The 21,354-nt window shown below is 64.9% G+C and carries 22 protein-coding genes; 10 read left to right on the forward strand and 12 right to left on the reverse strand.

The genetic code is table 11. The features are described 5' to 3' along the window. Positions 1 to 121: 121 nt before the first annotated feature. Positions 122 to 784 (reverse strand): exopolysaccharide biosynthesis protein, encoded by a 663-nt coding sequence (locus tag V3B64_RS16420; protein WP_329914495.1) that lies wholly within the window; start codon positions 782 to 784, stop codon positions 122 to 124. 149 nt (positions 785 to 933) lie between these two features. Here V3B64_RS16420 and yidA point away from each other — a divergent pair, with 149 nt between their 5' ends. From yidA to V3B64_RS16435, 3 genes are all read left to right on the forward strand, one after another. Then, on the forward strand, positions 934 to 1,767 hold the full coding sequence (gene yidA / locus V3B64_RS16425) for a sugar-phosphatase (protein ID WP_329914496.1): 834 nt from the start codon (positions 934 to 936) through the stop codon (positions 1,765 to 1,767). 418 nt (positions 1,768 to 2,185) lie between these two features. Then, complete coding sequence (locus tag V3B64_RS16430) at positions 2,186 to 4,504, forward strand: TonB-dependent receptor (RefSeq protein WP_329914497.1); 2,319 nt, start codon at positions 2,186 to 2,188, stop codon at positions 4,502 to 4,504. A 118-nt stretch (positions 4,505 to 4,622) separates the two neighbouring features. Further along, positions 4,623 to 5,009, forward strand: a complete 387-nt coding sequence (locus tag V3B64_RS16435; RefSeq protein ID WP_329914498.1) for a hypothetical protein — start codon at positions 4,623 to 4,625, stop codon at positions 5,007 to 5,009. Between the two features lie 124 nt (positions 5,010 to 5,133). Here V3B64_RS16435 and V3B64_RS16440 read toward each other — a convergent pair whose 3' ends face one another. After that, positions 5,134 to 6,633 (reverse strand): YifB family Mg chelatase-like AAA ATPase, encoded by a 1,500-nt coding sequence (locus tag V3B64_RS16440; protein WP_329914499.1) that lies wholly within the window; start codon positions 6,631 to 6,633, stop codon positions 5,134 to 5,136. 256 nt (positions 6,634 to 6,889) lie between these two features. On the opposite strand from V3B64_RS16440, the gene V3B64_RS16445 reads away from it, so the two are divergent. Beyond that, positions 6,890 to 7,993 (forward strand): Abi family protein, encoded by a 1,104-nt coding sequence (locus V3B64_RS16445; RefSeq protein ID WP_329914500.1) that lies wholly within the window; start codon positions 6,890 to 6,892, stop codon positions 7,991 to 7,993. Positions 7,994 to 8,068: 75 nt separating this feature from the next. Here the strand turns inward: V3B64_RS16445 and V3B64_RS16450 are convergent, their stop codons facing one another. From V3B64_RS16450 to V3B64_RS16460, 3 genes are all read right to left on the reverse strand, one after another. Continuing rightward, positions 8,069 to 8,557 carry a cold-shock protein gene (locus V3B64_RS16450; RefSeq protein WP_329914501.1) on the reverse strand — a complete coding sequence of 163 codons (489 nt, stop codon included), beginning with the start codon at positions 8,555 to 8,557 and terminating at the stop codon, positions 8,069 to 8,071. Between the two features lie 45 nt (positions 8,558 to 8,602). Then, positions 8,603 to 8,959 (reverse strand): hypothetical protein, encoded by a 357-nt coding sequence (locus tag V3B64_RS16455; RefSeq protein WP_125894272.1) that lies wholly within the window; start codon positions 8,957 to 8,959, stop codon positions 8,603 to 8,605. 474 nt (positions 8,960 to 9,433) lie between these two features. Continuing rightward, positions 9,434 to 10,294, reverse strand: coding sequence for an OST-HTH/LOTUS domain-containing protein (locus tag V3B64_RS16460; RefSeq protein ID WP_329914502.1), 861 nt, complete (start codon positions 10,292 to 10,294; stop codon positions 9,434 to 9,436). Positions 10,295 to 10,550: 256 nt separating this feature from the next. Here V3B64_RS16460 and V3B64_RS16465 point away from each other — a divergent pair, with 256 nt between their 5' ends. Then, positions 10,551 to 11,153 carry a DUF998 domain-containing protein gene (locus V3B64_RS16465; RefSeq protein ID WP_329914503.1) on the forward strand — a complete coding sequence of 201 codons (603 nt, stop codon included), beginning with the start codon at positions 10,551 to 10,553 and terminating at the stop codon, positions 11,151 to 11,153. Between the two features lie 75 nt (positions 11,154 to 11,228). Next, on the forward strand, positions 11,229 to 11,606 hold the full coding sequence (locus V3B64_RS16470; RefSeq protein ID WP_329914504.1) for a hypothetical protein: 378 nt from the start codon (positions 11,229 to 11,231) through the stop codon (positions 11,604 to 11,606). 261 nt (positions 11,607 to 11,867) lie between these two features. Here V3B64_RS16470 and arr read toward each other — a convergent pair whose 3' ends face one another. Together arr and V3B64_RS16480 are read right to left on the reverse strand one after the other, a co-directional pair. Further along, positions 11,868 to 12,302, reverse strand: coding sequence for an NAD(+)--rifampin ADP-ribosyltransferase (gene arr, locus V3B64_RS16475; RefSeq protein WP_329914505.1), 435 nt, complete (start codon positions 12,300 to 12,302; stop codon positions 11,868 to 11,870). Positions 12,303 to 12,428: 126 nt separating this feature from the next. Continuing rightward, entirely contained in the window at positions 12,429 to 12,680 is a 252-nt protein-coding gene (locus V3B64_RS16480; RefSeq protein ID WP_049421110.1) for an accessory factor UbiK family protein, read from the reverse strand. A gap of 155 nt (positions 12,681 to 12,835) precedes the next feature. Here V3B64_RS16480 and V3B64_RS16485 point away from each other — a divergent pair, with 155 nt between their 5' ends. After that, a complete protein-coding gene (locus V3B64_RS16485; protein WP_005411374.1) occupies positions 12,836 to 13,174 on the forward strand; it encodes a P-II family nitrogen regulator in 339 nt (112 codons plus the stop codon). Between the two features lie 92 nt (positions 13,175 to 13,266). Here V3B64_RS16485 and V3B64_RS16490 read toward each other — a convergent pair whose 3' ends face one another. Continuing rightward, on the reverse strand, positions 13,267 to 13,926 hold the full coding sequence (locus V3B64_RS16490; protein ID WP_032127129.1) for an RIO1 family regulatory kinase/ATPase: 660 nt from the start codon (positions 13,924 to 13,926) through the stop codon (positions 13,267 to 13,269). 436 nt (positions 13,927 to 14,362) lie between these two features. Between V3B64_RS16490 and V3B64_RS16495 the strand changes: the two genes are divergently transcribed. After that, on the forward strand, positions 14,363 to 15,268 hold the full coding sequence (locus V3B64_RS16495; protein WP_024957655.1) for an aspartyl/asparaginyl beta-hydroxylase domain-containing protein: 906 nt from the start codon (positions 14,363 to 14,365) through the stop codon (positions 15,266 to 15,268). A 179-nt stretch (positions 15,269 to 15,447) separates the two neighbouring features. Here V3B64_RS16495 and speE read toward each other — a convergent pair whose 3' ends face one another. Beyond that, positions 15,448 to 16,302 carry a polyamine aminopropyltransferase gene (speE, locus tag V3B64_RS16500; protein ID WP_049400802.1) on the reverse strand — a complete coding sequence of 285 codons (855 nt, stop codon included), beginning with the start codon at positions 16,300 to 16,302 and terminating at the stop codon, positions 15,448 to 15,450. A 191-nt stretch (positions 16,303 to 16,493) separates the two neighbouring features. On the opposite strand from speE, the gene speA reads away from it, so the two are divergent. Both speA and V3B64_RS16510 read left to right on the forward strand, forming a co-directional pair. After that, the gene (gene speA / locus V3B64_RS16505; protein ID WP_012512349.1) at positions 16,494 to 18,383 is read left to right on the forward strand and encodes an arginine decarboxylase; all 1,890 of its coding nucleotides are present in this window, start codon (positions 16,494 to 16,496) and stop codon (positions 18,381 to 18,383) included. Between the two features lie 37 nt (positions 18,384 to 18,420). Beyond that, positions 18,421 to 18,741 carry a DUF6122 family protein gene (locus V3B64_RS16510; RefSeq protein ID WP_005411369.1) on the forward strand — a complete coding sequence of 107 codons (321 nt, stop codon included), beginning with the start codon at positions 18,421 to 18,423 and terminating at the stop codon, positions 18,739 to 18,741. Between the two features lie 259 nt (positions 18,742 to 19,000). Here the strand turns inward: V3B64_RS16510 and V3B64_RS16515 are convergent, their stop codons facing one another. The 3 genes from V3B64_RS16515 to V3B64_RS16525 are packed head-to-tail and all read right to left on the reverse strand — an operon-like array spanning position 19,001 to position 21,266. Continuing rightward, positions 19,001 to 20,320 carry a sensor histidine kinase gene (locus V3B64_RS16515; RefSeq protein ID WP_329914506.1) on the reverse strand — a complete coding sequence of 440 codons (1,320 nt, stop codon included), beginning with the start codon at positions 20,318 to 20,320 and terminating at the stop codon, positions 19,001 to 19,003. Further along, a complete protein-coding gene (locus V3B64_RS16520) occupies positions 20,317 to 20,976 on the reverse strand; it encodes a response regulator (protein ID WP_197616764.1) in 660 nt (219 codons plus the stop codon). The genes V3B64_RS16515 and V3B64_RS16520 overlap by 4 nt, the downstream gene beginning before the upstream one ends. Beyond that, the gene (locus tag V3B64_RS16525) at positions 20,976 to 21,266 is read right to left on the reverse strand and encodes a PepSY domain-containing protein (RefSeq protein WP_071227684.1); all 291 of its coding nucleotides are present in this window, start codon (positions 21,264 to 21,266) and stop codon (positions 20,976 to 20,978) included. The genes V3B64_RS16520 and V3B64_RS16525 overlap by 1 nt, the downstream gene beginning before the upstream one ends. Positions 21,267 to 21,354 lie beyond the last annotated feature (88 nt).

Here is a 21,354-nt window from a genome sequence, read left to right on the forward strand (position 1 = left end):
CCGCGCCCCGCCCCCCCGCCCCCCCCCGCGCCCCCCCCCGCCCCACCCCCCCCCCCCCCCCCCCCCCCCCCCCCCCCCCGACTCTACAAAAAGCCATAAGCCGCCGAGCCTGGGCCCGGCTCTACACTTCCGACGGCGCCGCGCGCAGCCCGCTGAACACCGATTCGGCAGCGAACCCCACGCCACCCAGCAGCACGCCGAAATACACCATCGTGGCCACAACAAAGCCGTACCCAGCGGCCACCGCCGCACCATCGCGCTGGATGAAGCCAATCGCAAACGACATCAGCGCCAGCGCCGGCAAGGTATTGCTGAACGGAATCGGCCCGGCCGGCGCCATCAGCAGCAGGGTCGCGAACACCAGCATCAGGTTGTTCAGGCGCATCATCTTCTTCGAGCGCACCATCACCGCCAGCCGCATCGGTCGCGACAGGCGCTCCATGCGGTGCACCCACTTCAGCGCACGGCCCAGGTTGGCCTTCAGCTTGTCGGTGGCGATCTCGCGGCGCGCCAGTTTCTGCGGCACCCACAGCGGGCGGTTGCGCACGCGGCTCAGGCCGATCAGCAGGATCGAGGCACCAAACACCGTACTCAGCCCGGGAATCGACACCGGAATGATGAAGATGGCCGAGAGCAGGATCACGATCAGCAGCAGGCCTTCATCGCCCAGCGCGCTGAGCAGGGTGCCGAGACTGACCTGCTCACCGGGCAATTCGTCGATCATCTGCTCGATCTGCTCGGCCAGGGGCGCGCTGTCATTGGTTTCGGGGGCACGGTAGGTCATGCGTCGCAAGGTTCTCCAGGGAAGGGCGGTCAATGGGCCGTCCTGCGGTGGGGGACGCACAGGCTCCCGAAGTATCCCGGCCAACGTGGGCAAAGAGGTGAACCGGGCATGAGGGGGTAAACTGGGGTGCCCCGCACGAGTTGAACGCAATGGACATGGGCCGCAGGCAATCGACCATCGAACTGGTCGCCATCGACATGGATGGCACCCTGCTGGATCCCACCCACACGCTTACCGCGCGGGCCAAGCAGGCGATCGCGCAGGCGCGCGCGCTGGGCGTGCACATCGTGCTGACCAGTGGCCGCCCGGTTCCGGGCCTGGCGCCGTTCCTGCACGAGCTGGGCATCACCGGCGACGATGATTACTGCATCGCCTGCAACGGCGGCCTGGTGCAGCGCATCGGCACGCGCGAAACCGTGGTCGAGTATCCGCTCAGCTTCGACGACTTCCTGTTCTGCGAGCAGGTAGCCCGCGAAGTGGGCGTGCATTTCCAGGCGCTGGACAGCCAGCGCATGTATACGCCCAACCAGGACATCAGCTACTACACCGTGGCTGACTCGCATCTTTCGCGGATGCCACTGTCCTACCGCCGCGTGGAAGACATGGACCCGTCGATGTCCTTCATCAAGCTGATGATGATCGACGCGCCGGACGTGCTGGATGCCGCCATCGCGCGTCTGCCCAGCGAACTGACCGAGCGCTTCGCGGTACTGAAGAGCGCACCGTTCTTCCTGGAAGTGTTCGACCACCGCGCCGGCAAGGGCCCAAGCCTGCAGAAGCTGGCCGAGCACTTGGGCATCGACCGCGCCAACGTGATGGCCATCGGCGACCAGGAGAACGACCTGACCATGCTGCAGTACGCCGGTACCAGCGTGGCGATGGGCAATGCCATCGACGCGGTGAAGGCGGTGGCGCGGTTCGAGACCACCAGCAATGCAGACGAAGGCGTGGCGCGCGCCATTGAGCGTTTCGTCCTGCAGTAACCGCGCGTCCCTATGCCCTGGTAGGTGCCAACCTTGGTTGGCACACGCAGACGGCAAGCGCCGACCAAGGTCGGCCTCTACCATGTCTCGCGGGCCCTGGTAGGTGCCAACCTTGGTTGGCACACGCGCACCGTATGCGCCGACCCAGGCTATACCCACGTATAACCCACCCATCCCCATCGCCATCCGCGCTGTACCACCGCGCAATGGCGAATGCGGCACTGCGATGCAAGAATTTCGCACGTCGAAATCACCCCACCGAATCCCGCAGCAGATGATCGTCCTCGTCTGCTGACCGGCGCGCACCGCGCCGTCACTCCCTCAACGCAATCGCATCGCCAGCCAGGGCGCCGACACCGGTGCTGCAACGCGCTGGGCGTGCGCCTGCGCCGCTCTCTCCCTGCACCTGGATCTGCCCATGAACACCCCACCCACGACGCGCCTCGCTCTGGCCATCATCACGGCCATCACCGCACCTGCGTACGCCGCAGAAACGCACGATGCCGCGCATGACACCCCCACCACCTTGAACGCGCTGCAGGTCATCGCCACGCCGCGCGGCGCCGCCGTTGCGCCCACCCAGGTGATCGGTCCGAACCGCTACATCATCAAGGCCGAAGACCTCGACGCGATGGTCACCGGCAACAACGGCCTGGCCATGCTCAAGCAGGTGCCGGGCGCCAGCTACACCGCCACCGACGGGCTTGGCTTGGATATCTCGGCCACCAGCCTGTTCGTGCGTGGCTTCCGCATGAATGAAATGGGCATCACCTTCGAAGGCGTGCCACTGAACGACAACGGCTTCCTCTCGCTCACCGGCACCAGCGTGGTGAACGTGGGCGTGCCCGATGGCATCGGCGCGATCACGGTCAGCCCCGGTGGCGCACCGGTCAGCGTGTTCTCCAGCAGCGTCAACGGCGGCAGCCTGGAATACCGCCTGCGCGAGCTGCAGGACACGCCCAGCCTGCGCGTGAAACAGGGCGTGGGCAGCAACAACACGCTGGTCACCACCGTGTCCGGGCAGAGCGGCCAACTCGGTGAGCACGGCCCGAAGGTGCTGGTCGACCTGCAGCGCGTGTCCGCCGAAAAGTACCAGGGCGAGGGCACCCAGAACTTCCTGCGCGGCGACCTGAAGCTGCAGCAGGACGTTGCCTGGGGCGACTTCACCGTGTTCCTGTCCGACAGCAAGGCCAAGGTCTGGGGTTACAACAACATTTCGTTCGACATGATCCGCAAGCTGGGCTGGAAGGCCGACATCTTCTATCCGGACTACGCGTGGGCCTGGTACGTAGCCTCGCCGGAGAATGCGGACAAGTCCTGCGGCGCCTACACCTGCGGTGAGCTGTCCGAACTGATCCCGTACGACACCGGCCAGATCACCCGCGATCGCGTGTCGTCGATCAACCACCGTTTCCAGATCACCCCGGCGCTGAGCGGCAACGTGCAGCTGTACAACGCCAACAGCCACACCCAGGCCACGCTGACCGACCCGACCGTGCCGTCGCCCAACGGCGCACCGTTCTCCGAACAGGTGCAGACGCCGCGCGTGAATCGCCTGGGCGGCATGGTCAACCTGCAGTTCGAGACCGGCGCGCACACCTTCACCGCCGGCTTCTGGCAGGAGAAGAGCAAGGCCGCGGCCAAGACCGAGTGGTACCAGCAGCCGCTGCTGGGCGAGGGCCCGCCGCTGAACGCCACCGGCCCGTTCGATGTGTATGGCCCCGCGTTCAAGACCGACAACGCATCGAGCTGGGCGACCCGCTCGCGCCAGTTCTACCTGCAGGACGACATCGTGTTGAACGACACGATGAAGCTGGGCGTTGGCTTCAAGGCCGTGGACTTCCGCACCAGCGGTGGCGGCCTGGGTGATGCCAAGGACCGGCCGGTGAACGGCACGCTGCGCGCGAAGAGCAACTTCCTGCCGCATGTCTCGCTGTTCTGGAGCCCGACCGAATCCACCGATGCCTTCATCGACCTGGCCAATACCATGAACGGCTATCGCGTGGCGCAGCGCGGCAACATCGGCTACACCGCCTCCGCGTGGACCATCACCGACCAGGAAGAGTTCGACCGCGTGGCCGGCACGCTGCGCCCGGAGAAGAACTGGAATCTGACCGTCGGCGCGTCGCATCGCTTCGACCGGCTGACGATCACCGGTGACGTGTTCTACAACGACATCCGCAACCGCCTGCTGTCGGCGTCCATTGGTACCCAGTTCGCGCAGATCAACACGGTGCGGCTGATGCCGAAGATGCACGTGATCGGCGCCGACCTCGGCATCACCGCCGACCTGACCGACCACCTGCAGTTCTACCAGGGCGTGGCCGTGGCCCGTTCGTACTACGACAGCGATTTCGTGGTGGGCGACACGGTGTACCCGATCAAGGGCAATGCCCAGCCGGGCTACCCGCAGATCTCGCTGGTCAGCGACCTGTCGGCGCATTTCGGTGACTGGCGCTTCGGTGCCACCAGCACCTCCTATCTGCGCCAGCCCTTCACCTACGAGAACGACATCCGCGTGCCGACCTTCTGGCAGGTCAACACCTATGCCGCCTACCGCTTCGGTGCGGACAGCGCCGTGCCGGGGCTCGAGCTGCGGCTGGACGTGAGCAACCTGTTCAACCGCCACAACATCGGTACCGCAACCATCGCCGGCTCGTCGTTCTCGGGGGATTACCAGACCCTGCAGCGCAGCGCGCCCCGGCAGCTGATGTTCAGCACCTCGATGACCTTCTAAGTAGATCCACGCCATGCGTGGATGCACTTGGCGGCCCCAGGCAGGTGCTCGGATCCGCCCACAAACCCGCCTTGCGCAATCAACAGGGATTTTCTGGCGGCGACGCAAGGTTCCCACAATGTTGCTGGGTCATGCTGTCGGCATGGCTCAGTACAACCCGCGATCACCGTTGTTCGACATCCGTAGCCCGGGACGGCCCCGGCAGGCGCTGTCCGCGGCGCCTGTGATCGACCTGCAGGCCGAGTACCAGTTCTGGCACGTGTACGAGCGCGTGGTCCGCCCGCTGCCCGGTGGGGGGCTGCGGCTGGCCTGGCTGGTGTGCCAGAAGGTGTATCGGGACCGGTGGCAGCACCCGGACGACAGCGACGAGGCGGCGTTGTCGCGGGTGTTGTTCGGCGGGAACATGACGGCTGACCGGGCGTCGGAGCTGGCGGAGCTGCACACGCTGGTCAGCCGTCGGGTGGCGTTGCTGGCGAAGCGTGGGCGGGTGGATTCCGCGGCGTGATGCCCGCCCTTGGTAGGGTCGACTGTTAGTCGACCGCTCTTTGCATCTACTTCACAGAAGGCCGCGCTTCGCACGCGAGTCGACCAACGGTCGACTCCACCAAGAGCCAACCCGCCCGGCATTTCTAAGGCTTTCCCCGATCCAACTGCCGGTAACCGATCGCCTCAGCCAGATGCGCCGTCTGGATCGTTTCACAACCCGCCAGATCCGCAATCGTGCGCGCCACCCGCAGAATCCGGTGCATCGCCCGCGCAGAAAGCTGCAGACGCTCAATCGCCTGCTCCAGCAGATCCTGATCGGCCTCACTCAATTTCGTACAGGCACGCAGCGCCGCCGGTGGCAGATGGGCATTCAGCCCGCCACGCACCTGCTGCCGCGCATGCGCGGCTTCCACCCGTGCACGTACCGCGGCACTGGGCTCGCCCAGCGGCGTGCTTTCCCGTAGCTCCACGGCATCCATGCGCGCCACACTGATATGCAGGTCGATGCGGTCCAGCAGCGGGCCGGAGACGCGCGCGCGGTAGCGGTTGATCCGTTCATCGCTGCACAGGCAGCGGTTGCTGCGGTCGCCGGCCCAGCCGCACGGGCAGGGATTCATCGCGGCCACCAGTTGGAACCGCGCGGGGTACTGCACGCTGCGTGCCGCGCGGGCGATGCGGATGTGGCCGGACTCCAGCGGCTCGCGCAGGGTCTCCAGCGCGCTGCGGTTCCACTCTGGAAGCTCATCAAGGAAGAGGACTCCATGGTGGGCCAGTGATATCTCACCGGGGCAGGGCGGGTTGCCCCCACCTACCAGCGCCGCCGCACTCGCACTATGATGCGGCGCTCGAAAGGGCCGCTGCCGCCATCGTCTTGGGTCCAACCCTTCGCCACTCACCGATGCAATCGCGGCCAGCTGCAGCGCCTCAGTCTCTTCGGTATCCGGCAACAGACTGGGCAGGCGCGAGGCCAGTAGTGTCTTGCCGCAGCCAGGGCTACCGATCAGCAATAGATGGTGCCCACCCGCAGCGGCGACCTCCAATGCACGCCGCGCATGCGCCTGCCCGCGCACGTCGGCCAAATCGGGCAGTGGCAGGGGCGTCGTGTCCACGCGCTCCACGGGTGGCAGCAGGCGCGGATTGCCAAGCCCCGCGCAGCATTCCAGCAGGGTACGGGCCACCCGCACATCGGCGTGCTCGGCCAGAGCAGCTTCTGCGGCATTGCCCGGCGGCACCACCAGGATGCGTCCGGCTTCGGCCGCCGCAATCGCCGCCGGCAGCGCGCCGGCCACCGGCCGCAGTTCACCGGTCAGGCCAAGCTCGCCCAGGAATTCGTACTGCAGCAGCGACTGCGGATCGACCTGGCCGCTGGCAGCGAGGATGCCCAAGGCAATCGCCAGGTCATAGCGACCGCCTTCCTTGGGCAGGTCGGCAGGCGCCAGGTTCAGGGTGATGCGCCGCTGTGGAAAGTCGAAGCGCGCGCAGAGCAGGGCAGCCCGCACGCGCTCGCGAGATTCGCGCACGCTGGTCTCGGCCAAGCCCACGATCTGCGTGACAGGCAGGCCGCCAGAGAGATGCACTTCCACCCGCACCAGTGGGGCATCGACCCCGGCGCGGGCACGGCTGTGGACCAGCGCCAGGCTCATGTGTGGTTTCCTGCAGAGGGATGCTCGATGGTGCGGCAGGTGTGCAGTGGGGTGATATCGGGAATTGCTGGTGAAGGAGCTAGGCGGATTCTGGCAGTCAGCTGATCCGTTGAAGTTTGGCTTCTTGCTCCCCGGCGGTTGGTCTCTGCAATTGAGTGACGGAACTCGACCGGCATCACGTGGAGTAGCGCTGGGGCGGCGGCTTGCTACAGCTTGATCGGCCCGGAATTCACATTGTTTAACCGGCGCCCGGGAGATGGCTGAATTCAAGTTGGATTTTTCACAAAGTGTTTTTAGAACAAGCATTTACAACCACCCAAAACTACACACAATTACTTGCAGGCAAGAAGCGGAGCCGCTAAAATGCACGCAACACACCCGCCACGCCTCTGACGCGCTAGTTCGCGACATGCTCAAATTGGCGGGTTTTTTTTGCTCGCAAATGAGTGTCAGGATGACCCATTACCGCAAGCCGCCGCTTTCGATTCAGGCGCAGCTTGATCAGCTACAGCAGCGCGGGCTTGCCATCGGCGACGTCGCCAACGCCAATCGCTACCTGCAGCGTGTCGGCTACTACCGCCTCATGGGCTATCTTTATACCCAGCGTATTCCTGGTAGCGATCACTTCCGCGATCAAGCGACTTTCGAGGACGCGGTCAGCCTCTATGAGTTCGATAGGGTGCTTCGAGACCTGGTGATGGAGGCCGTCGGCCATATCGAGGTAGCAACGCGGACCGTGCTCACCTACCACTTTGCCCACGCCTATGGCTCCTTCGGCCACTTGGAACCGCGCAATCTGACATTCGCTGGGCAGGAGTATGCGGATTGGCTCGGCGGCGTCGAAAGTGAAGTGACCCGCTCCAGGGAGGCGTTCATTCGGCACTACAAGGAAAAGTACGTTTCACCCGCGTTTCCCAGAGTGCCGATCTGGATGGCGACAGAAGTCATGTCGCTGGGTTCGCTTTCTCGTTTCTACAAAGCGCTGCACTCCAGAGAACAGAAGGCTGTTGCGGGTGAGATGCAGCTGGCAGCGCCAGTCTTCGCAAACTGGCTGCATGTCACCAGCGTGGTGCGAAATGTCGTTGCACACCACAGCAGGTTGTGGAACAAGGAGCTAGGTGTTTCGGCGGTTCGCCCTCGGTCGGCGGGATGGTCTGAACGTGAGGCGCCGTATGCGCCGAATCGCTGCTTCTTTCTGCTGCTCCTGCTTCGCAGACTTCTGGAAGCGACGACCGCTGATTCCATGGATTGGCGTGAACGCGTCGATGTCCACCTCTCGGCTGGCCTGACGACCGAAGTCCGAACGAAAAGCATCGGGGCTGCAGCAGGGTGGCAGGACCATCGCCTTTGGCGCGGGTGAGTCTCAGGACTCGCCGCTTCTCCAGATAGTTTCTGGTGGCTTCGTGTTGCGAATGGGCCGGTTAGGGGATGACAGTCAATGGCGGCCCAGCGTCCCAAGCAGACACCGCTGCTCATCAGGCACCAACCCATTGAAGCGCCCAAACCGCGCCTCAACCCACGAAGGCCCCGCACTTTCCACCAGCAACCGCCCCTGGCTCTGATGCAGATCCAGCCAACGCTCGAAGCTGATGCGCAGGCGTTCGATATCCGGCGCCCGCCACCGTGCATCGGCAGGCATGCGGATCAGCACGCGCGAGGGCGCGTTCTCCACGTCCATCACCACAACGCCCTTGCATCGGATCTCGAAGGACGTTGCCCCGGCATGGCGCGCGTGCAGTTCAAAGCCCTCGTATGCCTTCGCGGTAACGAAGCCGAGCGCATCACTGCGCAGCTGGCGGTAATCGGCCGGCCGCAGCTTCTGGTAGGCCCACACTTGATCGCCCGCTGGCTCGGGCCACTCCACCCACATCGCGCCGATCACCGCGATGCACACCGCTGCAGCGGCAAGGCCGTGCATCTTCATTCGTCACCCCGCACACAGACAGAAAACCCCGCGCCATAAACGCGCTCAGTCCTTGGGTCGCATCCGCTCGTGGATGAAGGCGGTCAGCGCGAGATCGGCCATCACCAGCCCCTCCATCACCCGGTCGCCCACGTACTGCTCCGGCTCGCCGTTCTGGCGCGTGCGCTCGGCCGCCAGCAGGATCTCCTGCACGATGCGCTGGCCGGTGAGCGCGCAGTCGGCGTCGGACAACGCCATCTGCCGGCTGCGCAGGTGATGGCGCTCGGGCCAAGGCTGGCCGTCGGCCGCAGCGCCCGCGCCGATGGCGTGCAGGATGGCGATGAGGCTGTTGCGGTCTGGGGCCGAAGCGCGTGACGGCGCTTCCTGGATCGGGCGCGGGGGAGGGGAGGGCGGCGTGGTCATGGCGGGCTCCGTGCAAGCAGGCAGAAGCCGCCACCGATAAAGGTGGCGGGCAGAGCGTGGCTCGAAAACCGGATGTTGGGAACCGGCGGGTACAAAACCCCCACGCCCCGCCCGCCATAGCCGGCAGACGGATTGCCAGCCGGCACCACGCGCGGCGGTGCCGGCTGGCAAGCGCAAACTACTTCCCAACAAAACGGGTTTTCGAGGCCCGGCCACCCGTTTTCGGTGGCGATACCAGAGTTGCCTGATGTAGTTGGGAATGCCAAGGGGATGGGGTCAATGCCGCCAAAACCCGAGACGCTTTTGGCATTGTCGCATAGCGCCGGAAGCCGCGAGAGCCTTGGCGTGCTAGGCGGTGCGGCACTTCTGGAACGGAGTCGTCAGAACCTTCCGTAAGAGACGCAGGGAACGGCAAATGCGACAGTACTTGGTAGGCGAAAGCGTATTGCTGCTACTACCAAGAGCGGCGCCTGGCTAGCCAGGCGAATCTGGCCGCTCGCGGAACCAAGCCCCGAGCTGGCCGTGGTGCGCGAAGTGGCGCAGTTCGAATTGACGAGATTCGTGAATGACGTGCCGCCATCGGGCACAGCCGTACTTCTTGGGGGTTTGTTCCGGGTGGTGCTCTGCTACCCAGCGAACGGCTGTGTCCAGATTCACCCAGCCGTCGATTGCCCGTTCTCGGAAGGCCTGTCTCAGCGCACTGACAATACCTGTGAGCGGCCAGTGGATCTGACCATCAGGCGCGATGCCATTGACCAGAAGGTCATGGAACTGAGGTGACTGAACCAGTTCCGCAAAGGCTTTCGCTCCTTGCGCAACATCTGCCGCAAGTGCACGCAGCCGTTGAAATTGGGGGTCGATCTGAGCATAGGAACGGCTGAGTGCAACCTGTGCCTCCAGGCATCCTTCGACAGTCTGGATATCGTATTGCTCAATGAAGTGGTGAACGAGCACGTTCCTGAGGTTCACCAGATCGTGCAGGTCGGCTTGCAGCGTTGCATGGGATTGCTCTGGAAACTCTAGCCCCATGTGCAGAGCGACGAAGCTTGAATTGCTGTCGTAACCCGATGGGCCGCCAGGGGCTTCGCTGCCCTCTTTGACCACGCATTCGGCAGTCAGGTGACCTACCAGCACCCCCATTGTCTTGCCGCTGATCTCTGCTTTGCGCTTGTCCAAGGCCATTGGGAGTGTTTCCGGCGTACCGAACAACTTCTGAAAGGCGAGCATGGACTTCATCAGTTGCTCGCACTGCTGAAGTCGCAGAATGCAACGGCCAAGAAGCCGTTGCACTTCGTGCTGTGCACCGACAATGTCATTCTGGTCGACGGCGGGCATGGCAAACCTGGGCATGGGACACGTCGACTTTACAGCTAGAAATCGTGGAAGCTCAGGCTGGACCAGAAAGATGAGGTTGTTGACTGCATCACTTGCGGGCATGAGTGACTTTCTGCCTATTGACCCCGCAGGGCGTCACGCAGAATCTGACTACCGCTGTAGTCACCCCGGAACTGTCCTGTCCGCAGCAGGAGGGATCTGCGGCGTTTGAACGGATTCCACCCACTGGCGCAGGCCAAAACAAGGATCACTGCACGTGTTACGCGGCAATCGACTTCTTCTGTCTGCGGGTCTGGTCCCGCTTCCGTGGTTCCTGTTCTGGACCAGCGTTGCCGCCGTGTTCGCGCCGGGCTACAACCCGCTTGCACAACACGCCAGCGAGCTGCTGCAGGCGCCAACGCTCGCAAGCGTCTGCGGCAGGATTGCCGCCATCGGCTCCGGCGTGGGCTTCGTGGCGTTCTCCATCGGGGTATGGCGGGAGTCCGGTCGCCGGATTGCCGTAGGCGCGATCTGCTGGATGATCTTTGGCGTCTCCATGCTGACCAACGGGCTCTGGCCCATGGGCCATCCGATGCACGGCTTCTACACCATCGGTATCGCAAACATCATTGCACCTGCGATGTCGCACATCGAGATGAGCGCGTGGTCTGCCAACCGAAGGGCGTACGCCGTGACCGCTTTGGTGAGCATTGCGAGCATCGTCTACCTCTGGTTGAACCTGGTCGGCACGGATCCGGAGGGCTTCAGAGGGCTGACCCAGCGCCTGTTCTCTTCGATCAACTCGCTGTGGCCATTCCTGGTGGCGTTGTATCTGCTGCGCAGGGATTCCAACGAGCTGAAGACGCACCTCGAGCACTGATGGGCACACATGCGGGTTGATGTGTTCAATTGGTGGCCGGCCCACTACTTCTGACTGAATGAAGGACCTCTCGTGATGAAACTTCCAGCCCGCTTCTGGGTGCATCTTTTCAGCCATCTGGGGTTCGTCGGGATCCTGGCCGGGCTGTTGGCCGGCTGGGTAGGGACGTTCTTCGAGGCCCTTGCCGGTCATTCCGATGCCGCAACCTACGCCGCCCGGGTGAGCGGCGTTGGAACGCTGTTCGGGTTCTGCATGCTTGCCCTGTTGCTGCTGGGAGCGCTGACCGTCCCTGGCGAGCTGTTCGGGCTGATCAGGCCGTACGACCGCAAGGCGCCCTATCGGCATGAGGCGCAGGCGATGCATCGGAAGGTGTTGCTGATTGTCGTGGCGGTACTGTCCTGGGCGGGCCTGACTGCGGCGTTCGTCATTGGGTCGATGATGCGCTCCAGCTAGGTGCTGATGGTGGTGCTGGCATCTTCGGATTCCTCGGCAGAAGGAATCGGCGGGTTCGACACGGGAAGCCGGGCGGAGTGGTGATTCATCCGGAATCGGTTGCCCTGACCAGGGACAGCCTGCGGATTGAGGTGATACCGGTGCGGTCGCCGCGATGAGACGACTGGAGGATGAGATGCCGTGTGGCACGATTCGCGGATAAGGGCCACACGAGCGTGTTGATAGGAAGACGCCGACGTGCCCCGTCGGCGTCTTTCTCCATCAATTGATGATCTCCCCACTCCCCGAAGCAACAAACGCCTTCAACTGTCGAACGAACTCGGCGTCATAAAGCTCCCACTCCAAAATCTCCCCAACCACCCGCAACGGCTGCGCACTCCGATACGACCGCGTCGGGTTCCCGGGAAACTTCTTGTTGGTTACGTTCGGATCGTCCTCGAACGGCCCGGTCGGCTCCACCACATACACGCGCGGTCGCCCTTCACCGCGAGCCATCACCGCAGCCAACCCGGCGCCCTTGGCAATCGTGGTGAAGTAGATGTGGTTCATCACCACACTGTCGCGATAGTTGGAGCGGAAGCCTGCGCTCAGCAGTTCGCCCACCGCGAGGTCCGCGCGGGTGCCGTGATAGAACGGCCCGGCGATCTGGTCGCAGGTGTCATGCGAAACGGGTGTCCATTCGGTGTCCTGCGCCATCGGCACTGCCCCTGGGTGTCCTGCCGGATCGACAGGCCGGCGAGTCTAGGGCGCCCGGTGGGCCTTGCTGCAAGGCCCCATCCGGGAAATACTCTGTAAACGGGAGGCGCAGTGCGCCTCCTTTTTTCATTCTGCGGCGCCGCGCCCTTCCAGCTCGCGCACGGCGGTTTCCAGCGCGTCCAGCTTCTGGCGGGTCTTCAGCAGCACGGCGCGCTGCACTTCGAACTCCTCGCGGGTGACCAGGTCGAGCTTGGCCAGGCCGGCCTGCAGCGCGCTCTTGAAGGTGGCCTGCAGTTCCTCGCGCGATTCGCGCAGGCCCGGCGGCACCAGGTCGCTGAGGCGACGGGCGAGGTCATCGATGTGGTTCAGGTCGATCATGGGGTGCTCCGTGGGGGTGGGCCCGTGCATCCGGCGCGGGCAGGTCATTCGGGCACAAGGATACTGCTGGCACCCATCGCCCGGACAGGCGGCGGCGGCTTCGCACGGGCCGCGTTCAGGCGCTATCCTCCACGCCGGAAGACAGGAGATAGACGATGAAGATGGTCATGGCGGTGATCAAGCCGTTCAAGCTCGACGACGTGCGCGAAGCGCTGGCCGAGCGTGGGGTCACCGGGATCACGGTGACGGAAGTGAAGGGCTTTGGTCGCCAGAAGGGCCATACCGAGCTGTACCGTGGCGCGGAGTATGTGGTTGATTTCCTGCCGAAGGTGAAGCTGGAAGTGGCGGTGACCGATGACCAGGTGGAGGCCGTGGTTGAGGCGATCGTGAAGGCCGCCGGGACCGGGAAGATTGGTGACGGCAAGGTGTTCGTGTACGACCTGGGCAGTGTGGTGCGTATTCGTACCGGGGAACTGGACGCGGACGCGTTGTAACCCGTTCGGCGGGATGTTGTAGAGCCGATGCTCGACTCTACAAAGAGCGGTAAAGCGGTCGAGCAAGCTCGACCCCTACCAAAGCAAAGCGCTTACCGCCGCTTCGCCCACTTGTAGAACCGCTTCCAGCCCTGCCGCACGGCGGCCACCCAACCCGGGTCGGCCACCAGTGCGGCCTGCGCGGCACTCGGCGCCTGGCCGGTCACGCGCTGGCGGATCTTCAGCAGGTTCTTCATGTCGCTGCGGCGCATCTGGCGGCTCAGCGGGTTGCGGCGGAGCCAACGCGGGGCCCGCCAGGCCGAGGTGAAGTCCAGCAGCACCGGTACGCCGCTGCTGACCACCACGTTGGTGCCATGCAGGTCGTTGTGGGTGATGCCGGCGGCGTGCAGGCGGCTGAGCGCGTGCTGCAGCTGCTCGAATACTTCATTGCCAACGGCCTGTGCGGTGCTCAGGGTCTGGCCGGGAATGAACTCCATGCCCAGCGCCAGGCCACCGAGGGTGCCGAGCAGCGCGGGGGCATGCTTCCAGCCGCCGAGGCGCTGCAGCATGCGGGCCTCACGGCGCACCATCAGCCGCGCGATCAGTGAAACGGGAGTTCCGCGGTAGCGGGAATAGTCCTTGATGACCGCCTCGCGCCCGTCCAGGCAGGTACGGTAGACGTCGGGAGCCAGGAAGCGTTCGCCGCGCTTGAGCAGCAGCGGGGTGGCGGCGTCATCGCCGCAGGAGGAGGGGGGGAGAGCAGGAAGATACATGTCGGGGTCTCGGACGACCCGGTGGGTGGCGCAAAGCGTCAAGCGAACCGGTGTTACAGGGAGTTACTAAGTTTTCGTTAATTTTAGTACTCGCCAGTTCGCTATTCCACGATTTGTCGGAGAAATGTCGGGGTCGTGGCTGGAACAGTTCGTCGCGCCCAATCGGACAATTCCGTCTCACTTGGTCGGTGATTCTTTCAGAATCAATAGGTTGCGTTTCGCTCTATTTCGTTCATCCGCGGCCCGCTGAACGTCACGCACGTCCAGCTTGACCCCGACGCACGGCCTGCCGACCATAAGCTGTTAATTCGCGACATCGGCGGCCGCACCTTTCTGGCACGTCCCCGTCCCCTGCCGCGGTCCCCACCGGTGCTGGCCGTCCGGCCGTGCATCGCCCTGATTCCCGTTCCGGCTGCGGCTGGAGGAAAGTGTTTTGATCATCAAAATCGTCATTGCAGCGCTGTTCGTGGCCTGCGTGCTGTACATCCACTTCCGTGGCAAGGTCCGCGCGCGCTGGTCGCGCCAGCTGCTGGACCACTCCAGTTTCATGGCCCCGATCAACGTGGTCATGTACATGTTCTCGAAGGTGCCGACCACACCGTTCCTGGACCCGGCCAAGGAATTCCCGCAGCTGGAGCCGTTGCGCCAGAACTGGCAGATGATCCGCGATGAGGCGCTGGCGCTGCGCGATGCGCAGAAGATCGCCGCGTCCAGCACGTTCAACGATGCCGGCTTCAACTCGTTCTTCCGCCGTGGCTGGAAGCGCTTCTACCTGAAGTGGTATGGCCCGTCGCACCCGTCGGCGAAGGCAATGTGCCCGAAGACCACGGCGCTGCTGGAGTCGCTGCCGGACGTCCGTGCGGCGATGTTCGCGCAGCTGCCGTCGGGCAGCGAGTTGCGCCCGCACCGCGACCCGTTCGCCGGTTCGCTGCGCCTGCATCTGGGCCTGGCCACGCCCAACAATGACGGCTGCTACATCGAAGTGGACGGCATCAAGAAGAGCTGGCGCGACGGCGAGTGGATGATGTTCGACGAGACCTACATCCACCACGCGCACAACGAGACGCCGGATGACCGCGTGATCCTGTTCTGCGACATCGCCCGTCCGCTGCGCTTCGGCCTGCCGGGCCTGTTCAACCGCGCGGTGGCGGCCACGCTGCTGGCCGGTGGTGCCTCGCCGAACCTGCCGGGTGACCCGACCGGTGGCGTCAACAAGGCCTTCGGCAGCGTCTACAAGGTGCGCCTGAAGGCCAAGGCACTGCGCGAGCGCAGCGTGGTGGCCTACCAGCTGATCAAGTGGGGCCTGGTGGTGGCGGTGATCGCCGGTATCTGGGCGCTTTGAATTGTAGAGTCGAGCCATGCTCGACTGCATTTCGGTCAGATCGCGGTAGCCCGGGAGCAGTGGAGTGGCGGCTTGCGGGCATAGTCCCCAAGCACCATCTGCAGAAGAGCAGTCGAGCATGGCTCGACTCTACAGAAAGCAAAAACCCGCGCTGTTGCCAGCGCGGGTTTTTTGTTGGATCAACCCTTCAGTGCGGCCTGCACGAACGGCGGGGTCACCAGCACGCCGGTGTGCAGCGCGGCGGTGTAGTACAGGGTGTTGAAGGTCTTGGCGGCCGAGTCGGCCTGGCGGAAGTCGAAGCTGCTGTCGCCCTTGCGCGCCATGGTCACGCTCCACCAGCCGGTGGGGTAGCACGGCTGCGGGAACGGCAGGGTCTTGAACGAGCCGAAGCCGGCCTTGCCCATCTCGGTGCGCATTTCGTTGATCAGGTCCAGCTGCATCAGCGGCGACTCGGACTGCTGCACCAGGATGCCGTCGTCCTTCAGGGCCTTGAAGCAGCTCTCGTAGAAGGCCTTGTTGAACAGGCCTTCGCCGGGGCCGACCGGGTCGGTCGAATCGACGATCACCACGTCCACGCTGCCGGCCGGGCAGTTGGCCATGTAGGCCACGCCGTCGTCGAACAGCAGCTCGGCGCGGGCGTCGTCGTTGGAATCGCACAGTTCCGGGAAGTGCTTGCGCGCCATCACCGTCACCTGCTCGTCGATGTCGCACTGGGTCACGCTCTCCACGCCGGTGTGCTTGAGCACTTCGCGCAGGGTGCCGCAGTCGCCACCGCCGATGATCACCACGCGCTTGGGCGCGGCGTGGGTGAACAGCACCGGGTGGCTGATCATCTCGTGGTAGAAGAAGTTGTCCTTGCTGGTCAGCATGATGGCCCCGTCGATGGTCATCAGGTTGCCCCAGTCGGTGGTCTGGAAGATCTCGATCTTCTGGAACGGCGACTGCACCTCGTCCAGCTTGCCGGTGATGCGGTAGCCGATGGCCGAGCCGGTGCGCTCGAAGTGTTCGATGTACCAGTTGTTGCTGTCAGTCATTGGAAAACAGTCCTGTTCGGAGGGGTGGAGCCGGGCTGGCGGGCGGGGCCGCGTGGCACAGATGCCACATCCGGACGGATCGGCCCGTTCAGGTTGGAACCTGTCACGGGCGCGGGCGCGCATGATAACGAACCTGTGGGCATATAGGCGTTATCATGCCCCCCCTTTTATTGCCAACAAGGCCGACTGAAATGACCGATTGGTCCCTCGACCAAGCCCGCAAGACCTACTCGATCCCGCATTGGGCGGACGGTTACTTCGACGTGGATCAGGCCGGGCACATGGTGGTGAGACCGACCGGGGCGGACGGCCCGGTGGTGTCGCTGCCCAAGGTGGTCGACGCGGCGCGTGCGGCCGGCGCCAAGCTGCCGTTGCTGGTGCGCTTCCCGGACATCCTCGGCCAGCGCCTGGGCAAGCTGCAGGCGGCCTTCGGCCAGGCCCAGCAGGACTGGGAGTACAGCGGTGGCTACACCGCCGTGTACCCGATCAAGGTCAACCAGACCCGTGGCGTGGCCGGCACCCTGGCCAGCCACCACGGCGAAGGCTTCGGCCTGGAAGCGGGCAGCAAGCCCGAGCTGATGGCCGTGCTGGCGCTGTCGCGCCCGGGTGGCCTGATCGTCTGCAACGGTTACAAGGACCGCGAGTACATCCGCCTGGCCCTGATCGGCCGCAAGCTGGGCCTGCAGACCTTCATCGTCATCGAGAAGCCGTCCGAACTGAAGCTGGTGCTGGAAGAGTCCAAGGCGCTGGACGTGAAGCCGGGCCTGGGCGTGCGCATGCGCCTGGCCTCGCTGGGCGCCGGCAAGTGGCAGAACAGCGGTGGCGACAAGGCCAAGTTCGGCCTGTCGCCGCGCCAGTTGCTGGACCTGTGGAAGTCGCTGCGAGACACCGAGTACGCCGACTGCCTGAACCTGCTGCACTTCCACATGGGCTCGCAGATCTCCAACGTGCGCGACATCGCCAACGGCATGCGCGAAGCCACCCGCTACTTCGTGGAGCTGTCGCGCCTGGGCGCGAAGATCACTCACGTCGATGTGGGCGGTGGCCTGGGCGTGGATTACGAAGGCACCCGTTCGCGCAGCTTCTGCTCGATCAACTACGGCCTGCATTCCTATGCCAGCAACATCGTGCAGCCGCTGGCCAATGCCTGCGAAGAGTTCGGCCTGACTCCGCCGCGCATCGTTACCGAGTGCGGCCGCGCGATGACCGCGCACCACGCGGTGCTGATCGCCAATGTCTCGGAAGTGGAAGAGGCGCAGGAAGGCCGCGTGCCGGACCAGCACGACGACGAGCCGGCGGCGATCCGCCACCTGCGCGAGATCCACGACGAGCTGGACGTGCGCCCGGCGGTGGAACTGTTCCAGGAAGCACAGCACTTCCACGCCGAAGGCCTGGCCAGCTACGCGCTGGGCCAGATCGACCTGCCGCAGCGTGCGCGCATCGACGATCTGTTCTACGCCATCGCCCACGGCGTGCGTGCGCGCCTGAGCTATGACGAGAAGAGCCATCGCCCGGTGCTGGATGAATTGAACGAGCGCCTGGTCGACAAGTACTTCGTCAACTTCAGCGTGTTCGAATCGATCCCGGACGTGTGGGCGATCGACCAGGTGTTCCCGATCGTGCCGATCGAGCGCCTGGACGAAACCCCGGACCGTCGCGGCATCATCGCCGACATGACCTGCGACTCGGACGGCATGGTGGAAACCTATGTCGAGAACGAAAGCCTGGACAGCTCGCTGCCGCTGCACAAGATGAAGCCGGGCGAGAGCTATCGCATCGGCTTCTTCATGGTCGGCGCCTACCAGGAAATTCTGGGCGACATCCACAACCTGTTCGGCGATACCGACGCCGTGGAAGTGCTGGCCGATGCCGATGGCTACGCCATCACCCAGCAGCGCCGTGGCGACACCACCGATGTGATGCTGGATTACGTGGGTTACCGCCTGGACGAACTGCGCGCGACCTATGCGCAGCGCGTGGCCGAGGCGCAGCTGTCGCCGGAACGTGCGCAGGAGCTGTCGGAGGCGCTGGAAGCCGGCCTGACCGGTTACACCTACCTGTCCGACGAACCGCTGGTCTGATGGACGGCGTCGGGTCTGCCTGGCGCCACCGTTACCGATGAGCGCGCGCGCGATCTTCCATCTGTTCCTGCATGCCGCCGTGCCAGCTTTGCTGGCATGGCTGTTCTGGCGCAAGCGCTTCGCCTCGGCGTGGCTGCTGATGCTGCTGGGCTGGATCATCGATCTGGACCACCTGCTGGCCGATCCGATCTACGCGCCCAACCGCTGCAGCATCGGTTTCCACCCGCTGCACACCGCACCGGCCATCGCGGTCTATGCGGGGCTGTGCGTGCCGAAGAAAACGCGGTTGTTCGGCATCGGTTTGATCATCCACATCGTGCTGGACGCGATTGATTGCTGGTGGATGCATCACCGTTGATGCTTGATGCGTGTCGACCAAGGTCGACACCTACCGGGTGCACGATGGCGGACGGAACTGACGGACTGCTCTGGTGGATGCCGACCTTGGTCGGCGCTTTTGATGCGTGTCGACCAAGGTCGACAGCTACCGGGTGCACGGCGACCGGTCGGATTGGCGCTTGGTAGAGCCGGCCGCTGGCCGGCTTCTGCAGGGTGTTCCCGATGACCGCGTGGTTGCCGGCCAGCGGCCGGCACTACCCACCGTCAGGTTGGCCACTTCACCCCACCGGCAACCACAACGTTGCACACAGGCCGGGCTGCGCGTTCTCCAGCGCCACGCGCCCGCCATAGCTGGCGGCGATATCGCCCACGATGGCCAGCCCCAGCCCGCTGCTGCCCTCGCGCTCATCCAGCCGCACGCCACGCTGTGTGACCTGTGACAGCGCATCCGCCGCCAAGCCCGGGCCGTCGTCACGCACATCGATGCGTAGCTGTCCGTCGCTGGCTTCCGCTTTGACAATCACCTGCTGTTGCGCCCAGCGCCCGGCGTTGTCCAGCAGGTTGCCCAGCATCTCTTCCAGATCCGCACTGGCACCAGCGAACTGCAGCACCGGATCGATGCCTGCCGCCGTGAACGTGATGCCACGTTCGCCATGCACGCGTGCCATCAGCTGGCACATCGCCTGTGCGACGGCCGCCACGCCGGTGCGCTGGCGATGGTCGGCGGCCAGTCCTGCAGCCAGGTAACGGTCGACACTGGCCTGCATGCGCGCACTCTGTTCGCGCACAGTGGTACGCCAGTGCGTGCCGTCGCCATCGGCTTCGGTGGCCAGCACGCTCAGCGGGGTTTTCAGCGCATGCGCCAGATCCTGTGCACTGGTGCGCGCGCGCGCGACCATGCGTTGCTGATGCTCCAGCAGCGCGTTGAGCTCCTCGCCCAGCGGTGCGACCTCCGCACCCAGCCCCTGTGTATCGATGCGCTGCGCGTCGCCGCGCCGCACCCGTTCCAGCTGTGCACCGAGGCGATGCAATGGACGCAATCCGAAGTGCACCTGGCTGGCCAGCACCGCCAGCCACGCCGCGACCAGCACACCCAGCGCGATGGCAGTACGCTGGCGGAACGCGGCAACGTCTGCATCCAGCGCGCTGCGATCGGTTGCGACCACGGCCACGAACGGTTCGTTGGCGCGTGGCAGGCGCACCTGCTGCACGCGTGCGCGCAGGGATTGCTGCAGCGGTCCAGCCAGATTGCGGGTGGCCGCTCCCATGGCCGTGGCAGGCAGCGTTTCATCCCACAGCGAGCGCGATTGCAGCAGCACACGGCCATCGGCACCGGCGATCTGCCAGTAAGCACCTGAGAACACGCGCTGGAAGCGTGCGTCATTCGGTTCCTGGCGCAGGCGCAGCTGTCCGTCCGCATCCACTTCGGCCTGCGCCAGCAGGGTCAGCATGTCCTGCTGCAGTTCATGGTCGAAGCGATCGCGCGCGCTGCGCTTGAACAGCTCGCCCAGCAGTGCACTGGCCAGCAGCGAGACCAGCAGCAGGCCGACACCGCCAGCCAGCAGCAGGCGCCGTCGCAGCGAGGGTTGCCGGCTCACGGCGCGGCCAGCCGCCAACCCTGGCCGCGTACGGTCTGGATCAGATCGATGCCGAGCTTGCGGCGCACCCGCCCGAGCAGCACGTCCAGTGCGTTCGAGTCCGGATCGTGGCCGCCATCGAACACCTGTTCGCCCAGGCGGTCGCGGCCGATCACCTGGCCGCTGTGGTGGATGAGGTAGCTGAGCAGGCGGAACTCCTGCGGGCTCAGCGACAGCGCCTGCCCATCCAGTTCAAAGCGGCCGGCGTTGACGTCCAGCTGCAGCGGGCCGCAGTGCAGGCGCGGGCTGGCGTGGCCGTGGCTGCGGCGGATCAGGGCGCGCAGGCGCAGCACCAGCTCATCGGCCTGGAACGGCTTGGTGAGATAGTCATCGGCACCGGCATCGAACCCAGCCAGCTTGTCGTGCCAGCGCCCGCGCGCGGTCAGCACCAGCACCGGAAAGCTGCGGCCGTTGCCGCGCCAGCGCTCGATCACGCTCAGTCCGTCCAGCCCGGGCAGGCCCAGGTCGACGATGGCGGCCTGCAGGTCTTCGATCTGACCGATCTCCTCGGCCTGGCGGCCGTCGGCAACCACGTGCACCACGTAGCCCGCCTGCTCCAGCAGGGGCAGCAGGCGCTGTGCCAGCGCGGCATCGTCTTCGGCCAACAGGATGCGCATCAGTCGTCGAGCTCCGTCTTCAGCAGCTTTCCGCTGCGCGCATCATAGTCCAGCTCCACTACCACGCCGTCGCCGCGCAGAATCTCCACTTCGTAGACGCCGTCGTCCAGCTCCACTTCCAGCAGCTGGCCCGGAAAGCGCTTGAGCGCATCGCGCACCACGCTTTCCAACGGTACGTAGCGGCCCTGCTGCACGGCGCGGCGCGCGACCTGCTGCGCCGGGTCCTGTGCCGGCGCGGCGGTGGTCGGGGCGCTGGCCAGGGCCAGCAGCAGGGGCAGGGTGGAGAGCATCGGGGCGCAGGGCGGGCTGTAGGAACAGGCGTGAGTGTGCCGGGGCTGACTAACAGCTGGCTAACAGTGCCGGCTAAGGAGCTGTTAA

This window comes from Stenotrophomonas sp. SMYL86 (genome assembly GCF_036320025.1).
Lineage (GTDB): Bacteria > Pseudomonadota > Gammaproteobacteria > Xanthomonadales > Xanthomonadaceae > Stenotrophomonas > Stenotrophomonas maltophilia_A.

Bases quoted from the DNA above. Each gene is read 5' to 3' on its own strand.
- V3B64_RS16490 (WP_032127129.1), bottom strand. From the start codon at position 13,926: ATGTATCTTCCTGCTCTCCCCCCCTCCTCCTGCGGCGATGACGCCGCC.
- V3B64_RS16445 (WP_329914500.1), top strand. From the start codon at position 6,890: ATGGCTGAATTCAAGTTGGATTTTTCACAAAGTGTTTTTAGAACAAGC.
- V3B64_RS16440 (WP_329914499.1), bottom strand. From the start codon at position 6,633: ATGAGCCTGGCGCTGGTCCACAGCCGTGCCCGCGCCGGGGTCGATGCC.
- V3B64_RS16455 (WP_125894272.1), bottom strand. From the start codon at position 8,959: ATGACCACGCCGCCCTCCCCTCCCCCGCGCCCGATCCAGGAAGCGCCG.
- V3B64_RS16485 (WP_005411374.1), top strand. From the start codon at position 12,836: ATGAAGATGGTCATGGCGGTGATCAAGCCGTTCAAGCTCGACGACGTG.
- V3B64_RS16460 (WP_329914502.1), bottom strand. From the start codon at position 10,294: ATGCCCGCCGTCGACCAGAATGACATTGTCGGTGCACAGCACGAAGTG.
- V3B64_RS16435 (WP_329914498.1), top strand. From the start codon at position 4,623: ATGTTGCTGGGTCATGCTGTCGGCATGGCTCAGTACAACCCGCGATCA.
- V3B64_RS16470 (WP_329914504.1), top strand. From the start codon at position 11,229: ATGAAACTTCCAGCCCGCTTCTGGGTGCATCTTTTCAGCCATCTGGGG.
- speE (WP_049400802.1), bottom strand. From the start codon at position 16,302: ATGACTGACAGCAACAACTGGTACATCGAACACTTCGAGCGCACCGGC.
- V3B64_RS16510 (WP_005411369.1), top strand. From the start codon at position 18,421: ATGAGCGCGCGCGCGATCTTCCATCTGTTCCTGCATGCCGCCGTGCCA.
- arr (WP_329914505.1), bottom strand. From the start codon at position 12,302: ATGGCGCAGGACACCGAATGGACACCCGTTTCGCATGACACCTGCGAC.
- V3B64_RS16520 (WP_197616764.1), bottom strand. From the start codon at position 20,976: ATGCGCATCCTGTTGGCCGAAGACGATGCCGCGCTGGCACAGCGCCTG.
- V3B64_RS16420 (WP_329914495.1), bottom strand. From the start codon at position 784: ATGACCTACCGTGCCCCCGAAACCAATGACAGCGCGCCCCTGGCCGAG.
- V3B64_RS16430 (WP_329914497.1), top strand. From the start codon at position 2,186: ATGAACACCCCACCCACGACGCGCCTCGCTCTGGCCATCATCACGGCC.
- V3B64_RS16525 (WP_071227684.1), bottom strand. From the start codon at position 21,266: ATGCTCTCCACCCTGCCCCTGCTGCTGGCCCTGGCCAGCGCCCCGACC.
- V3B64_RS16450 (WP_329914501.1), bottom strand. From the start codon at position 8,557: ATGAAGATGCACGGCCTTGCCGCTGCAGCGGTGTGCATCGCGGTGATC.
- speA (WP_012512349.1), top strand. From the start codon at position 16,494: ATGACCGATTGGTCCCTCGACCAAGCCCGCAAGACCTACTCGATCCCG.
- yidA (WP_329914496.1), top strand. From the start codon at position 934: ATGGACATGGGCCGCAGGCAATCGACCATCGAACTGGTCGCCATCGAC.
- V3B64_RS16480 (WP_049421110.1), bottom strand. From the start codon at position 12,680: ATGATCGACCTGAACCACATCGATGACCTCGCCCGTCGCCTCAGCGAC.